16 protein-coding genes are annotated in these 12,939 nt (G+C 52.8%); 7 read left to right on the forward strand and 9 right to left on the reverse strand.

All coding sequences use genetic code 11. The annotated features are described in order from the left end of the window. Window positions 1-311: 311 nt before the first annotated feature. Entirely contained in the window at window positions 312-1,244 is a 933-nt protein-coding gene (locus tag C1A08_RS09915) for a BF3164 family lipoprotein (protein WP_180951567.1), read from the reverse strand. 107 nt (window positions 1,245-1,351) lie between these two features. Beyond that, a complete protein-coding gene (locus tag C1A08_RS09920; protein ID WP_101573176.1) occupies window positions 1,352-1,594 on the reverse strand; it encodes an NVEALA domain-containing protein in 243 nt (80 codons plus the stop codon). Between the two features lie 536 nt (window positions 1,595-2,130). On the opposite strand from C1A08_RS09920, the gene C1A08_RS09925 reads away from it, so the two are divergent. Continuing rightward, window positions 2,131-3,072 (forward strand): sensor histidine kinase, encoded by a 942-nt coding sequence (locus C1A08_RS09925; protein WP_180951568.1) that lies wholly within the window; start codon window positions 2,131-2,133, stop codon window positions 3,070-3,072. Between the two features lie 5 nt (window positions 3,073-3,077). After that, complete coding sequence (locus C1A08_RS09930) at window positions 3,078-3,812, forward strand: response regulator transcription factor (RefSeq protein WP_101573180.1); 735 nt, start codon at window positions 3,078-3,080, stop codon at window positions 3,810-3,812. Between the two features lie 75 nt (window positions 3,813-3,887). Here the strand turns inward: C1A08_RS09930 and C1A08_RS09935 are convergent, their stop codons facing one another. From C1A08_RS09935 to C1A08_RS09950, 4 genes are read right to left on the reverse strand one after another with little or no spacing between them, the layout of a single operon-like run. Beyond that, window positions 3,888-4,109 (reverse strand): DUF2795 domain-containing protein, encoded by a 222-nt coding sequence (locus C1A08_RS09935; protein ID WP_055206276.1) that lies wholly within the window; start codon window positions 4,107-4,109, stop codon window positions 3,888-3,890. A gap of 58 nt (window positions 4,110-4,167) precedes the next feature. Continuing rightward, window positions 4,168-4,725, reverse strand: coding sequence for a cob(I)yrinic acid a,c-diamide adenosyltransferase (locus tag C1A08_RS09940; RefSeq protein ID WP_101573182.1), 558 nt, complete (start codon window positions 4,723-4,725; stop codon window positions 4,168-4,170). Window positions 4,726-4,745: 20 nt separating this feature from the next. Then, window positions 4,746-5,279, reverse strand: a complete 534-nt coding sequence (locus C1A08_RS09945) for a histidine kinase (RefSeq protein WP_101573184.1) — start codon at window positions 5,277-5,279, stop codon at window positions 4,746-4,748. Between the two features lie 5 nt (window positions 5,280-5,284). Beyond that, window positions 5,285-6,559 carry an NAD(P)/FAD-dependent oxidoreductase gene (locus tag C1A08_RS09950; RefSeq protein WP_101573429.1) on the reverse strand — a complete coding sequence of 425 codons (1,275 nt, stop codon included), beginning with the start codon at window positions 6,557-6,559 and terminating at the stop codon, window positions 5,285-5,287. 80 nt (window positions 6,560-6,639) lie between these two features. Between C1A08_RS09950 and C1A08_RS09955 the strand changes: the two genes are divergently transcribed. The 3 genes from C1A08_RS09955 (at window position 6,640) to yajC (ending at window position 8,461) form a co-directional block, all read left to right on the forward strand. After that, window positions 6,640-7,584 (forward strand): transcription antitermination protein NusB, encoded by a 945-nt coding sequence (locus C1A08_RS09955; protein WP_101573186.1) that lies wholly within the window; start codon window positions 6,640-6,642, stop codon window positions 7,582-7,584. A gap of 32 nt (window positions 7,585-7,616) precedes the next feature. Further along, window positions 7,617-8,045, forward strand: coding sequence for a DUF1573 domain-containing protein (locus C1A08_RS09960; protein WP_055206283.1), 429 nt, complete (start codon window positions 7,617-7,619; stop codon window positions 8,043-8,045). Window positions 8,046-8,140: 95 nt separating this feature from the next. Continuing rightward, the gene (gene yajC, locus C1A08_RS09965; protein ID WP_055206285.1) at window positions 8,141-8,461 is read left to right on the forward strand and encodes a preprotein translocase subunit YajC; all 321 of its coding nucleotides are present in this window, start codon (window positions 8,141-8,143) and stop codon (window positions 8,459-8,461) included. Between the two features lie 178 nt (window positions 8,462-8,639). Here yajC and C1A08_RS09970 read toward each other — a convergent pair whose 3' ends face one another. From C1A08_RS09970 to ispE, 3 genes are all read right to left on the reverse strand, one after another. Next, complete coding sequence (locus C1A08_RS09970; protein ID WP_055206287.1) at window positions 8,640-8,954, reverse strand: biotin/lipoyl-containing protein; 315 nt, start codon at window positions 8,952-8,954, stop codon at window positions 8,640-8,642. Between the two features lie 12 nt (window positions 8,955-8,966). Next, a complete protein-coding gene (locus C1A08_RS09975) occupies window positions 8,967-10,514 on the reverse strand; it encodes an acyl-CoA carboxylase subunit beta (protein WP_055206289.1) in 1,548 nt (515 codons plus the stop codon). A gap of 125 nt (window positions 10,515-10,639) precedes the next feature. Beyond that, window positions 10,640-11,458, reverse strand: coding sequence for a 4-(cytidine 5'-diphospho)-2-C-methyl-D-erythritol kinase (gene ispE, locus C1A08_RS09980; RefSeq protein WP_101573188.1), 819 nt, complete (start codon window positions 11,456-11,458; stop codon window positions 10,640-10,642). Window positions 11,459-11,565: 107 nt separating this feature from the next. Between ispE and C1A08_RS09985 the strand changes: the two genes are divergently transcribed. Both C1A08_RS09985 and C1A08_RS09990 read left to right on the forward strand, forming a co-directional pair. Next, window positions 11,566-12,531, forward strand: coding sequence for a GSCFA domain-containing protein (locus C1A08_RS09985; RefSeq protein ID WP_101573190.1), 966 nt, complete (start codon window positions 11,566-11,568; stop codon window positions 12,529-12,531). Further along, on the forward strand, window positions 12,528-12,887 hold the full coding sequence (locus C1A08_RS09990) for a hypothetical protein (RefSeq protein WP_055206295.1): 360 nt from the start codon (window positions 12,528-12,530) through the stop codon (window positions 12,885-12,887). The genes C1A08_RS09985 and C1A08_RS09990 overlap by 4 nt, the downstream gene beginning before the upstream one ends. Window positions 12,888-12,939: the final 52 nt, after the last annotated feature.

A 12,939-nucleotide genomic window follows, 5' to 3' on the forward strand; every position in this document is an offset into this window, starting at 1 on the left:
GCGGGCACGCTCCGCCTGGAGAAAATCGACGATACGAAACGGAATCTCTGTCGGATCGGCGGCCCGCAACGGGATCGACGAAAGAATCGATAATAAAATTAAGAAAGATCGGAGAGTTGTTTTCATATTTCGCATAATTATTTTTATATTCATAGTGAAGTTAATTAATATTACCGAATATTGCAAAGCGCTTCTATTAAATTGCGTATTTCGACACGAGGGTACTGTATAAACAAAAAAAGCCTGCATGAATCGCACATGCAGGCCCTGTTCCCGAACAGATAAACTATCGGCGGACGTTATAAGCCGGGTTAAAGCAGTTGGAATTTGTAGAGTTTTGCGCCGTCGTCGGCGATGCTGACGACGTAGACGACATTCTCGTCTTCTTGATAATAGATTTTGGTCAACGGTTTGTCCGATTCGTAGCAGGCGACCGGATTGCCGTTCCAGTCGAAGACCATCAGGTAGTCGCAGTCGTCGACGCCGGCCCGGTGTTTCTCAATGGATTTACCCGAATAGATGGCGCAGAAACGGTCGTTCCCCGCCGATACGTCGTAAAATCCGTTTTTGTTGGTGCGGCGTATGCTGACTACCTCGCCTTCGATCACGACGTCCGCATAATGGAAATCGAGGCTGCATACGTTGACGATCGAGTCGTTGCGGATCGCGCTGATGTCGATCAGCCCGCCGTTGTAGTTGACGTAGACGAGACGCCGGTGGTCGGGGCTGATGGCGAGCCGACCGCTGAGACAGATCCTGCTTTTGATGTGGTTGTCCAGTTTCCGGTACTCTTCCCGCACCGGGTATTCGCCGAAAAACCGGACGCTGCTGTCGGCCGTATTATAATACAGGTACATTCCGCCGTCGACACATCCCGTGAAGATAACGCACCGGTCGCCCCCGACGGCTGAAATATAGGGACCGTATTCTTTCGGAGCAGGGAAAAAACGCTGGACGGAATCTCCGTTTGACGAGATTTCGATCACATAACGCTTGTTGCTTTCGACGGCCGTAATTTTCCCGTCTCCGGATGGAGAGAAAGCCGACATTTGCAGTACTTCGCCCGGCCCGTTGCCTTTCCGCAGCAGCACTTTCCGAGTGTTGTCCCTCAGATCGACCGAAATAACGACGTCCTTCGACCCCTGACACTGTACGAAAACCACCGAATCCCGTACGGCGATGGCTTTCGGCAGGAAAGCCTCGCAGCTATCCAAATCGAGCACTTCGGTTCCTGTAATCGGCATGACGGAACCGAAATACTCGACGGGGCTTCCCGGAAGCCTTTTATCGTTTTGACAGGCGGAAAATAAGGATGCGCACAGACCGGCGCAGACGAGGGTACGCAGGGTGATCATTTGTTTCGCATGCCATCAATAACAGTATCCGGCTCTCCCCCAACTCCGAATATTACACAAACACCGGATACGTTTTCACATCCACCCGAATCCCCTCCTTCCGAATCGGCCAAAGCTTCTATATTTTTATGGAGCAGATTAAATGTTTCCGCGTTATCGTTCGATGCAAAAATGCAATAAGATACAACGGATACTACTAAGCACAAACTAGCGAGAGCTAAATACCAAGTTTTTTTCATTTTTTATAAAGATTGCATCACAAAAGTGCCTTATAATCTGATCTTTTTTATTCCTTTTTTGTTCCTTTTTTATGCCATTCAGAATTTATATTATTACATTTGTCTCCACAGATACTATCTAATAACTTAAATATATGAAAATAAGATTAGGAATAAGTTTGGTTGTGGCTATTATGGCCGTTGCGGGATTGCTGTACCTGCAATATGTTTGGGTTCAAAAGTTATATCTGGCCGAACAAAAGCGTATTCAAACTGTTGCATTCTCAGAATTGGATATTGCATTAGGTGGTGAACTTATAATGAGTAGTCTTGAATGGCAGAAACGGTACTTTAATAAAGGTATAAATCCACCGCGTAATTTGGTCTCTTTTGACTATGAAGAACATAGTATAAAAGTAATTCAAGAAGGATTACCTACAATTGAAAAGAAATTTGAATCAAAAGATGAGTTTTTTCGCACTCAAAGATGGAGTTTAGCCAGATACCATTTCAGCGGAATGAACCTTTCTCGATTGGATTCTGCCTATGCAAAACATTTGGCAAAGTACGATATCAAACTGCCGTATGTTATCGAAAAGATAGACTGTGCGACGCAGAAGCCTATCGGGGCGACTGTCAGTCGGGAGGTCAGCAAGAATTACGGGCTCGTGACCGATTCGCTGCCGTTGGGGATCGACGGCAAGGCCGCGCTGGTCGTCCGTTTCGACAATTCGTATTCGGCGATGTTCCGCCATATGCAGCGTTTTCTGGTGTCGTCCATCGAGATCGTCGTAATTCTCATTCTGATCCTGTACTTCTTGATCTATACGATATTTTATCAGAAACGGGTGTCCGAACAACTCAAGAACATGTCGCACGAGATGAGGAATCCGATCGCGTTCTTACAGCGGGTGCTGGATTCGCTGCCCGATGCCCAGCGGCGGAGCAGGCTCGTGAAGGTCGGCGAATTCAAAATCACGCTGGCCAATCTAATGCTCGATAAGTTGTTGACGATCAAGAAAGCGAGAATCGACATACATCCCGAAGAGTTCAGCGTCCGGCAGTTGCTCGACAACGTGATGATGCAGTACGAACTGATGCTGGAACCGACCGGCAAAATCAAGTTGGAGTACGAGACGACGCAGGAGTTGATCACTGCCGACAAACTGTGTTTTCTGAACGCGATCGTCAATCTGGTGGACAATGCGATCAAGTATTCGTCGGGAGCTCCCGACATATTCGTGCGGTGCTTCACGGCCGGCGATTACTTGTGCGTTTCGGTGACCGATCACGGCGTCGGCATTCCGAAGAAATACCTCAAACGGATCTTCCGGCGCGAGTTCCGCATCCCGAAAGGCAAGACGGTACGGTGCACCGGATTCGGTATCGGCCTGAGCTACATTAAGATGATTGCCAAAGCCCACAAAGGTAAGATCACGGTCAGCAGTATTTACAAAAAAGGTAGTACCTTTACGCTATCGATACCCAAAAATAGATAAGGATTATGGATTCTCAAATTGCCAGTTATTCGTTATTGTATGCGGAAGACGACCAATGGTTGGCGGAACCGATTATCGCCAGTTTGCAAAAGGACGGGTATGAAGTGATCTATGCTCACGACGGTTTCGATGCGCTGGCCAAATACAGACGGTTGCATCCCGACATCATTTTGCTCGACATACGAATGCCCGGACTGGACGGATACGAGGTCGCCAAGGAAATCCGGAAGGAAGACCCCGGAGTGCCGATTTTGTTCCTGACCGTTCTGTCCGATCCGAAAGATGCGATCAAGGGATTGAGCGTCGGCGCAGACGATTACATCCGCAAGAGCGTTGCGGTGGAGGAATTGAAAGCCCGTCTGATTTCGAAACTGCGGAACCAGCGTCCGAAGTTGAAACGGATTCTCGATATCACACCGCGCACGACGCTCAATACGATCAGTCACGAGATTACCATCGACGGCGCCGTTCACAAGCTGACGCAGAAAGAATACGAGTTGATTTACCACTTCTGCCATCACATGAACGTGATTCACGAAAGACCGGCGTTGGAAGATCTGCTGTGGCCGGGAAATACGAACGGAAACAATTACCTGAATAAATGCATTTCGAGCGTCCGCGGGATTTTGCGCCGCGACGATGCGATCCAGATAATTACTTACAACCGGGCCGGCGTGATGTTCTGCATCAAGGATTCCGAAGAGACGGAGGAAAAGCAGGAAGGTTGTCTACAGGAATAATCGGTCTGCGGATATAAAATAAACGATACGGACGACCGCGCGGTCGTCCGTATCGTTTATTTCGAATCGTTCGGTTTAATATTCCTCTTCGTTGAAGAAAAAGTCGTCTTTGCTCGGGTAATCGGGCCAGATATCTTCGATGCTTTCGTAGATCTCGCCTTCGTCCTCGATCTCTTCGAGATTTTCGATGACTTCCAGCGGGGCACCCGAACGCGTAGCGTAATCGATCAATTCGTCTTTAGTGGCAGGCCACGGAGCATCTTCCAGTTTCGACGCCAATTCTAATGTCCAGTACATGATCGTATGAGTTTTTGGTTATATATTCGGATTTTAGTTTGCAAAATTAAAAAAAAATTCATTTATCGTACACCCAGAGTATTTCTTTTACGTTAAAATCTTCGGTGAGCCTGCGGCCGAGGACGTAAAAGTAGTCCGATAAACGATTGATATACTGTCTAATGTATTCGTTCACAGTGTATTGTTCAGACAGGGTCAGGACGATCCGTTCCGTTCGGCGGCAAATCGTGCGGCAAATGTGGCACAGCGATACGGCCGGGTGTCCGCCGGGCAGCGTGAATTTCGCGATCGCCGGCAGCGTAGACTGCATGGCGTCGATCCGGTTTTCGAGAAACAGCGCTTTTTCGGGGCCGAATTCCGGCAGGTATTTAGGCGCTTCGCCTTCGGTCGCCAGGTGAGAGGCAGCCCGCATCAGATGGTCGAGCACCGCCAGCAGGTCGTCCCGGTAAGGCGACAGGCGGGGCGTGTCGTCCAGATTGTCGCGCAGGTAGGCGGTAAAGGACATCAGTTCGTCCACGGTGCCGTATGCCTCGAGGCGGGGGTGGTTTTTGGGAACCCGCTGGCCTCCGACCAAGGAAGTGGTTCCTTTGTCTCCTTTTTTCGTGTACACTTTCATCGTTCGGAATGTTTAATAGGTTATATGCGGTAGTGTTGGGGCGGAAGTTTGGGGTTGAAAAAGTAAATCGTCATGACGCGCCGGTCTACGCTGACGCACGGGTAATGCTGCCAAATCTGTTGCGCGAAGCGCCAGTGGCGCGCGCTCCGGTGCGGAGACAGGATGATCATGCAACCTTTGTCTTCCGAGACCCGGTGCGCCGTCGCCGCGATGGTTTCCAACGTCACGTCCGGAAGCAGTATGCAAAGGTTGCGCCCGGATGCCGGTTTCGGAGGGCCTACGTTCGGGATCAGCGTAAAACTGTCCAGCCGGCAATGCGTGTAAAGGTTCTGGATTTTCACCGCGTGCCGGTGCCCTACCCGCTTGCTGCGCAGCGCGTCGTAAAGCGTAGTATCGCAACCGGTAATCCGGTCTTTCATAAATACGTTCCGGACAATGCCGTACATGAACGGCGAATGGATGCCGTGTCCTCGCCAATGGCGGACATGGATGTGCGCCCTGACCCGGAAGTAGCCTCTGAAAAGGCGTTGTTTTATCTTTTTAATACCGTTCATAGCCTTTATTTATTTCCGAGCATCTGTCCGGCCAGATGTCCGGTCGAATAGGCGATCTGCAGGTTGTATCCGCCCGTATCGGCGTCGATGTCGAGTAATTCGCCCGCGAAATAGAGCCCTTTTACCAGACGCGATTGCATCGTTTGCGGATCGACCTCTGCGGTCGAGACGCCGCCGGCGGTGACAATGGCCTCCTCGAACGGGCGATAGTCGCTGATCGGCAGCCGGAAAAGTTTCAGTTGCCCGACGATTTTATCGAGTTCCGGAGCTTTTACGGCATTTAGCGGCAGCCGTTCGGGTATTTGCAGACTGGCTGCGAACGGACGGATCAATTGTGCGGGAAGCAATTTGCGCAACAGACTGCTCAGCGGCGCCTGCGGGCCGAGTGTTTCGGCTTCCCGGGCGATCCGTTCTCTCAACTGGGTCGGGTTCAGCGCCGGTTTCAGATCGAGGTCGACGGCGACTCGCTGTCCGTCGATTAGCGCGTCCACGGCCTGACGGCTCATCCGCAGGGTCACAGGGCCGCTGACGAAAGGGGTGAATTCGAGTTCGCCGAATTCCTGTTGAACGTAGCGGTCGTCGATCGCCAGGCGGGCGGATATGTTTTTCAGGCGCAAACCTTTCAGACTCTCCGCAAACGGGAGCGACGTTTCGAGCGGAGTCAGCGACGGCCGGATTTCGACGATGGCGTGGCCGAGCCGGTGCGCCAGCAGGTAGCCGTCGCCCGTGGAGCCGGTAGCCGGATAAGAAGCGCCTCCCGTGGCGAGCAATACGCAGGAGGCCGTCACCCGTTCCGAGTCGTTTCGGGCCGTGCTTAGCGTAACTCCCGAAACCCGGCCTCCCGCGGTGTGCACTTCGGTCACCCGGGTATGGCATACGATCTGCGCTCCCTGTTCCCTGCTCCACCGCACATGGGCGTCGGCAATGTCCCAGGCGCGTCCGCTGGCGGGGAAAACCCGTTCTCCGCGTTCGATGGTCAGCGGAACGCCGATCCGTTCGAAAAAAGAGACCGTTTCCCGGTTGCCGAACCGTGCCAGCGCAGGGGCGAAAAAGTCGGAAGAGCTGCGGACTTTTTGCAGGAATTCCTCCGGCCGCCGCATGTTGGTCAGGTTGCAGCGGCCTTTGCCGGTGATCCGGACTTTCCGCTGCGGCTTTTCCATCTTTTCGCAGACCAGGACGCTGAATCCGGCCTGTGCGGCTATCCCCGCAGCCATGATCCCGGCGGCCCCTCCGCCCGCTATGATAAGGTCGAAATTCCTCAATTCCGTAAAATTTTCCACAAAGATAAAAATTTCGGAGTGTTTCTTTCCGGTTCCCGAAAAAATCCGTAGATTTGCGATCCCCAATAGCTCTAAGGAAGATGTTAAGCAGAAGATTATTAAGGATTAAGATTGTCAAAGCTCTTTATTCGCATTTTAAGTCGGAGTCGGACTCCCTGATCGTTTCGGAAAAAAATCTGCTGTTCAGCATCGATAAGACCTACGAGCTTTACCATCAGTTGCTGTGGCTCGTCGTAGACGTGGCGAATTACGCCGAAAACCGGATCGAACTCGGGCGCCGCAAAAAACTGCCTACCCCCGAAGAATTGAATCCGAATACCCGATTCGTCGATAACCGCGTGATCGCGGCGATCCGGGACAGCGAAGAGCTGACCGATTACCTGCAACGTAAAAAGCTGGGATGGGTGCAGTATCCCGAACTGATCAAGAAGCTCTATATACTGTTGATCGACAGCGATTTCTACCGACAGTACATGAACGGTTCGACGGGGTCTTTCAAAGGAGACGCCGCTCTGGTCGAAAAGTTTTATACCCGGATCGTTTGCGAGTGCGAGGCGCTGGAAGAGGTGATCGAGGAGCAATCTATTTTCTGGACGGACGATGTCGATTTTGCGACGATCATGGTGCTGCGCACGTTGTCGGACATGCGGGAGGGCCGGCAGGAACTGCCGTTGCTACCCCAGTATAAGAGCGACGACGACAGGGAGTACGTCCGGGAGCTTTTCCGACATGCGCTGGTGCACTTCAGGGAATACGCCGAATACATCGGCCGTTATACCAGCAATTGGGAAGTGGAGCGGATCGCATTCATGGACAACGTGATCATGGTGGCCGCGATGTCCGAGCTGATCGCTTTCCCGTCGATTCCCGTAAAGGTTACCCTGGACGAATTCATCGAAATAGCCAAATATTACAGTACGCCGGGTAGCAGTACGTTCATCAACGGCGTGCTGGACAAGGTGGTCGAAGCGCTTACGGCCGAAAAGCGCATCCAAAAGACGGGACGCGGATTGCTGGACAATTAGCCGTGAATGGCACTCATATTGCTTCCGTTCTCATGCGGAAACCGATCGTCGTGGAAAAACAGTTTTTGATCATAGGTTTGTTATGCTTCGCTTGTTCCTGCGGAACGGGCGGCAAGAAGGTCGTCCCGGACAAAGCCGGTGCGACTGTGATCGCGTTGACCGATTCCGTAAGAACGGATACGGTCGATTTGGGGCGGATTCACGCCGGGGAAGTTATCCGCAGGGATTTGTCGCTGCGTAACGGGAGCGATCGTCCGATGATCATTCTATCGGCGGCGACCAACTGCGGATGCACGACGGTTGATTTCGAACGGGAACCGGTGCAGCCCGGCGCGGAGGCGGGATTCGTTTTCGAATTCGACAGCAAAGGCTTCTCCGGATATCAGCTCAAACACATCACCCTGCGTACCACGCTGTCCAAACAGCCTTTTACGCTGGTCGTCATCGGGGAAGTCGAATGATTTCCCGGATAAATAAAGCTGAATTTGTTCCGGAATAAGGTTGCGAAATTCCGAGAATCCGTTAACTTTGCAGAAAACTTTTAATATTGATTATTATGAATTTGACAACAATTATGCTCCAGGCTCCGGCTGCCGGAGGATCGGGCGCGTCTCTGCTGATTATGATGGTGCTGATTTTTGCGGTGATGTATTTTTTCATGATACGTCCGCAGCAGAAACGGCAGAAAGAGCTGGTGAAATTCCGTAACGCACTCGAAAAAGGACAAAAAATCATCACCGCCGGCGGAATCTACGGTACGGTCAAGGAGGTGAAAGACGTATATGTGTTGGTCGAAGTCGACAACAACGTGACGATTCGCGTCGACAAAAATATGGTGATGCGCGATCCGGCCGATCTGGCTCAGCAGGGCAAATAAGCGGGTTTTCCGTATAAAATACAAAAAAGCAGGGGATTCCCTGCTTTTTTTGTAAAGAGCGATGACGGAACCGTAATTCTTGCGAAGGGGCGTTTCATGCGATCGCCTGCCGTTGTCCAGCCAATAAAAACAGGGAGGCAACCGTTCGTTGCCTCCCTGAAAAGCAGATTTCGAAATCCTATTCCATTTCGATCATCAGCGCGTGATTCGGAATATTGTCTCCTTCCTTCACGTCGATCTTTTTCACTTTGCCGGCGAAAGTGGCTTTGATGTTGTTGTTCATTTTCATTGCTTTGAAAACGATCAGCAGATCGCCGACTTTCACTGCCTGTCCCTCGGCTACGCATACCTTCACGACCGTTCCCGGGATGGAGGATTTGATGTGCTTCGGGTTCTCCGGCTCCCACGGCTTACGTGCCAGATGCTTTTTGGTAAGCGTCGTCTGGAACGTTCCGTGCATGGTTTCCAACGTATCGTAATGATTTTTTTCCATACTTACCGGGGTTTAGAACGGAGGATTGCCGTGCTTTTTGTTGGGCTGCGAACGGTTCTTATGAGCCGATACCTTCAACGCGTGTTCGATGAACATGCGGGTTTCGGCCGGGGCGATCACCGAGTCGATGTAGCCCTTTGCCGCCGCAACGTACGGATTGGCGAATTTCTCCTTATATTCCTGAATTTTCAGTTTACGCATTTCGGCCGGATTTTCGGCGCCGACGATGTCTTTCTTGAAGATGATGTTGGCGGCGCCTTCGGGACCCATCACGGCGATTTCGGCCAGCGGCCATGCGAATACGAAGTCGGCGCGCAGGTGGCGCGACCCCATGGCGATATAACCGCCGCCGTAGGCTTTACGCAGCACGACGGTGATCGACGGAACGGTCGCCTCGCTGTACGCGTACAGCATCTTGGCGCCGTGGCGGATTACGCCGGCATGCTCCTGGTCCACACCCGGCAGGTAGCCCGGCAGGTCTTCGAGCGTTACGATCGGAATGTTGAAGCAGTCGCAGAAACGGATAAAGCGGGCGGCCTTGTCCGAAGAGTCGCAGTCGAGCACGCCGGCCATCACCAGCGGCTGGTTTGCGATGAAACCGACCGTTTCGCCGGCGACGCGTCCGAAACCGACCACGATGTTGGCTGCGAACAGTTCCATCACTTCGAGGAATTCGCTCTCGTCGACCAACGCCTTGATTACGTCGCGCACGTCGTACGGTACGGTCGGGTCGTTCGGAACGATCGACGTGATGTCGTACTGCGGCAGCGGAGCCGCCGGAGCGATCTTTTCGGCTTTGGTCGTGTTGTTCATCGGGATCATCGAGATCAGCTTGCGGATCTGGACGAAGCACTCTTCCTCGCTCGTGGCGAAAAAATGAGCGTTGCCGGTCATTTCGCTGTGTACGCGCGCGCCGCCGAGTTCCTCCATCGAGATCTCTTCGCCGAGCACGGTTTTGATTACTTCGGGGCCGGTGATAAACATTTTCGAAATATTTTCGACCACGAATACGAAGTCGGTCAGCGCGGGCGAATAAACGGCGCCGCCGGCGCAGGGACCCAGGATCACCGAAATCTGCGGGATCACGCCGCTGGACAGCGTATTGCGGAAGAAAATCTCCCCGTAGCCGGCCAACGCGTTGACCCCTTCCTGAATACGCGCTCCGCCGGAGTCGTTGATTCCGATCAACGGAATGCGCATGTTCAGGGCATAGTCCATGATTTTGGTGATCTTACGTGCATGCATGAAGCCGAGCGAACCGCCGGCAACCGTAAAGTCTTGTGCGAATATGGCGATCGGTTGGCCGCAGATCATTCCGGTGCCGATAATCACGCCGTCACCCGGAAGCGATTTGTCCTGCATACCGAAATCCCGGCCGTCGTGTTCCACGAAAATGTCGTATTCATGGAACGATCCCTCGTCCAGCAATGCGATGATACGCTCACGCGCGGTGAGTTTTCCCATCGCCTTTTGCTTTTCTATGGCTTTGGCTCCGCCGCCATAAAAAATTTTCTCTTTCCGATGCTGGAGTTCGAGAACTTTTTCATCCTCTACTGACATAGAATAATTGATTAGGTTAATACTGTAAAGTCTCTTTCAAAATAAACCAATTCGTATGTTTGGGCGTGGCAAGTTTACGAATTTTTTTCCCAAATCGAAAACTTATCCCCGCTTTTCGCATTCGCTCAGATCATATCTTCCTGATATACAAACATTCCTTCGAATGCCGGTAGATCCGGCGTCCGCTCTTCGAAAATTCCGTAGACGGCAGATCCCGAACCGGACATGGAAGCATAAAGAGCCCCCGCCCGATAGAGTTCTTCTTTGATCGCCGCGATCGTCGGATGAATGCGGAAAACGGATGTCTCGAAGTCGTTGACGATGCGTCCTTTCCATTGCCGGAGCGGCAGCCCGAACAAATCGCCGAGCCGGCTTTCGGGCCGTGCGGGCGCGACGCCTGCGTAGGCTTCGGCCGTACTGACCGATTCGTCCGGTTTGACGATGACCAGCCTGTGTCCGATCGGCGAACCCGCTACGGGAGCGAGGATTTCTCCCCGGCCGGTAACGAGCGTCGGCCGGCCGTCGATAAAGAACGGAACGTCGCTTCCCACCTGCGCCGCCAAACGGATCATCTGTTCGGCCGTCAGCGGAACGCCGAACAGTTCGGCCAGCCCTTTGATCGTAAGAGCGGCGTCGGCCGAACCTCCGCCGAGACCCGCTCCCATCGGGATCGTCTTGTGTAGGTGCATTCGCACGCCGCCGATCGGACAGGCTTCGCGGAATGCCCGGTAAGCCCGGACGCAGATATTGCGTTCGGGATCGACGCCCGTTTCCAGTCCCGACGAAGTGAACGAAATGTCGTCCGTCGCATCCGGCAGTATTTCGAGGGCGTCGCACAGTCCTCGCACCGGGTACATGACGGTTTCGATATCGTGATAGCCGTCGGTCCGTTTCGCAACGACGCGCAGGCCGATGTTGATCTTACAGTTCGGAAAAAGTAGCATATCCAGACATTTTGGGGTAAAAATAGGGAAAAGTATCCGGAAACGGGCATTTCGTCCGCCGTTTTTCCTACGGAATTTTGCTATCTTTGTAACACGATTGTCGTACTATGCAGTTTCGTACACCTATAAATATAACGCCGTGCGGTTTCCGAATCGGGTATGCGCAGCGGGGATTGTTGCTCGGCTCCTGTTTTGCGGAAAATATCGGGATGCGGATGAAACGTTATAAGTTGCCCGTCGTCTTCAATCCGTTCGGAATCCTGTTCAATCCGGCTTCCGTGGCCCGGACGCTGACCCGTCTCGATTCGGGGAAGCTTTACGAAGCGAACGACCTGACCCGAAGCGGCGACCTGTGGGTCAGTTTCGATCATCACGGTTCGCTGGCTTCGGTCGACCGGGACGAAGCGTTGAAAACGATCAATCAGGCGGTACAGTCCGGCGCCCGGGCGCTGCGCGAGGCGGGATATCTGATCCTGACGTTGGGTACGGCATGGGTTTACCAACTTCGGGAGACCGGAGAAATCGTTTGCAACTGTCACAAACGACCGTCCGGCGAATTTTTACGGCGGCGATTGTCGGTCGACGAAGTGGTCGGGGGGTTCGTCCCGTTGCTGGAAGGGCCTTTGAAAGACAAGCCGGTAATCTGGACGGTCAGCCCGGTGCGTCATCTGGGAGACGGCCTGCCTGAGAACGCGCTGAGCAAATCGACGCTGATCGTGGCCATTCACCGGTTGATCGAACGTTATCCGCAGTGTTGTTATTTTCCGGCTTTCGAAATCATGACGGACGACCTGCGGGATTATCGTTTTTATGAAAAGGACATGGCCCACCCTTCGGAAGTAGCGGTCGATTATATCTGGGAACAGTTCTGCTGCGCGGCGCTCGATCCTTCCTGCACGGGGGTGTTCCGGAAGATCGATGCGCTGAATCGAGCGCTCGCACACCGTCCCTTGAACCCGGAAAGCCCGGCCTATCGAGCCTTCCGGCATCAGAAAGCCGCGGAAGTCCGCGCATTGCAGCAGGCGTATCCGGATCTCGATTTTTCCCGCGAATTAAACTTTTTCGAATCATGAAACGCAGCCTGACATGTCCGCAGTGCGGCGCCAGGGTGCGCATACCCTGGTTCTGGGCGATCGGGATCGAAGGAATTTTCCGTTGCCGGCAGTGCCGGTTGCCGTTCAAGACCGGTTACAAGACGGGCGCTATCCTGTCGGCGGTTTCGCTGAGCCTGAGCATGGCGCTCGTACAACTGATGGTATACGTATTCAGCATCTATTCAATGATTTTTTTCGCGCTGCTGCTGATTCCGTTGTGGATTTTTATCGCATTTCACCTGCGCCGCGCATATATGATCCGCAAAATAAAAAGAAGGATTAAATCGATTGAAAAACAGAGTGTTGATGCTTCCGAAGCGTCCGGCTTCGAATAAACGCCGCATTCGTGCGTAAGACAGCGTATCCGATTCGGAAACTTTTTATACT

Source organism: Alistipes sp. cv1 (assembly GCF_900240235.1).
GTDB lineage: Bacteria > Bacteroidota > Bacteroidia > Bacteroidales > Rikenellaceae > Alistipes_A > Alistipes_A hominis.

Excerpts from the sequence above, each read along its gene's own strand:
- C1A08_RS09915 (WP_180951567.1), bottom strand. The coding sequence starts at position 1,244 with ATGCCGATTACAGGAACCGAAGTGCTCGATTTGGATAGCTGCGAGGCT.
- C1A08_RS09920 (WP_101573176.1), bottom strand. The coding sequence starts at position 1,594 with ATGAAAAAAACTTGGTATTTAGCTCTCGCTAGTTTGTGCTTAGTAGTA.
- C1A08_RS09930 (WP_101573180.1), top strand. The coding sequence starts at position 3,078 with ATGGATTCTCAAATTGCCAGTTATTCGTTATTGTATGCGGAAGACGAC.
- C1A08_RS09935 (WP_055206276.1), bottom strand. The coding sequence starts at position 4,109 with ATGTACTGGACATTAGAATTGGCGTCGAAACTGGAAGATGCTCCGTGG.
- C1A08_RS09940 (WP_101573182.1), bottom strand. The coding sequence starts at position 4,725 with ATGAAAGTGTACACGAAAAAAGGAGACAAAGGAACCACTTCCTTGGTC.
- C1A08_RS09945 (WP_101573184.1), bottom strand. The coding sequence starts at position 5,279 with ATGAACGGTATTAAAAAGATAAAACAACGCCTTTTCAGAGGCTACTTC.
- C1A08_RS09955 (WP_101573186.1), top strand. The coding sequence starts at position 6,640 with ATGTTAAGCAGAAGATTATTAAGGATTAAGATTGTCAAAGCTCTTTAT.
- C1A08_RS09960 (WP_055206283.1), top strand. The coding sequence starts at position 7,617 with ATGCGGAAACCGATCGTCGTGGAAAAACAGTTTTTGATCATAGGTTTG.
- yajC (WP_055206285.1), top strand. The coding sequence starts at position 8,141 with ATGAATTTGACAACAATTATGCTCCAGGCTCCGGCTGCCGGAGGATCG.
- C1A08_RS09970 (WP_055206287.1), bottom strand. The coding sequence starts at position 8,954 with ATGGAAAAAAATCATTACGATACGTTGGAAACCATGCACGGAACGTTC.
- C1A08_RS09975 (WP_055206289.1), bottom strand. The coding sequence starts at position 10,514 with ATGTCAGTAGAGGATGAAAAAGTTCTCGAACTCCAGCATCGGAAAGAG.
- ispE (WP_101573188.1), bottom strand. The coding sequence starts at position 11,458 with ATGCTACTTTTTCCGAACTGTAAGATCAACATCGGCCTGCGCGTCGTT.
- C1A08_RS09985 (WP_101573190.1), top strand. The coding sequence starts at position 11,566 with ATGCAGTTTCGTACACCTATAAATATAACGCCGTGCGGTTTCCGAATC.
- C1A08_RS09990 (WP_055206295.1), top strand. The coding sequence starts at position 12,528 with ATGAAACGCAGCCTGACATGTCCGCAGTGCGGCGCCAGGGTGCGCATA.